The organism is Lentzea kentuckyensis, from assembly GCF_002150765.1.
Classification (GTDB): Bacteria; Actinomycetota; Actinomycetes; order Mycobacteriales; family Pseudonocardiaceae; genus Lentzea; species Lentzea kentuckyensis.
Window position 1 is genome coordinate 4185 of sequence record NZ_MUYM01000189.1, and the last position, 986, is coordinate 5170.

1 protein-coding gene is annotated in these 986 nt (G+C 70.1%); it reads left to right on the plus strand.

Features of this window, described 5'->3' with window-relative positions:
• On the plus strand, positions 1-986 hold a 986-nt coding region (gene cofH / locus B0F77_RS50350), incomplete at both ends, for a 5-amino-6-(D-ribitylamino)uracil--L-tyrosine 4-hydroxyphenyl transferase CofH (RefSeq protein WP_245849511.1).

The following is a 986-nucleotide window of genomic DNA, read 5'->3' on the forward strand; positions in this document are numbered from 1 at the left end:
GCCGCGCTGTCACTGGAAAACGGTCTCGCGAACCCGGACGCACCCGTGATCGGCCGTGAGTGGCAGGAGCCGGACGGCGGGCTCGACACCTACGGCCGCGCGGACCTGAACACCGCCATCGACACCGAAGGCCGCACGAGCGATCGTCGCAGCGACTTCGACGANNTCGCCGCGAACGACCCGGCCGCGTTGCTCGACGACACCGACGCCGCGATGGCGCTCCTCACCGCCGATGGCAAGGCGTTGGAAGAGATGGTGAAGCTGGCCGACGACCTGCGTCGGGAAGTGGTGGGCGACGACGTCACGTACGTCGTCAACCGGAACATCAACTTCTCGAACGTCTGCTACGTCGGGTGCCGCTTCTGCGCCTTCGCTCAGCGCGAGCGCGACGCGGACGCGTTCCGGCTCTCGGCGGAGGAGGTCGCCGACCGCGCGCAGGAGGCGTGGGACGAGGGCGCCACCGAGGTCTGCATGCAGGGCGGCATCGACCCCAAGCTGCCGGTGACCTACTACGCGGACGTCGTGCGCGCGATCAAGAAGCGTCTGCCCGGGATGCACGTGCACGCGTTCAGCCCGATGGAGATCGTCTCCGCCGCCGCGAAGGCGGGCGTGAGCGTGCGCGAGTGGCTCAGCGAGCTCAAGGAGGCCGGCCTCGACACGATCCCCGGCACGGCGGCCGAGATCCTCGACGACGACGTGCGCTGGGTGCTGACCAAGGGCAAGCTGCCGACCGCGACCTGGCTGGACGTCGTCGGAACGGCCCATGAGCTGGGCATTCGGTCGTCGTCGACGATGATGTACGGCCACGTGGACCACCCCGGCCACTGGCTCACCCACCTCCGGGTGCTGGCCGGGTTGCAGGATCGGACCGGCGGGCTCACCGAGTTCGTCGCGCTGCCGTTCGTGCACCGCAACGCCCCGATCTACCTGGCAGGAGTCGCCCGGCCCGGCCCCACCCGCCGCGACAACCGCGCCGTGCACGCGTT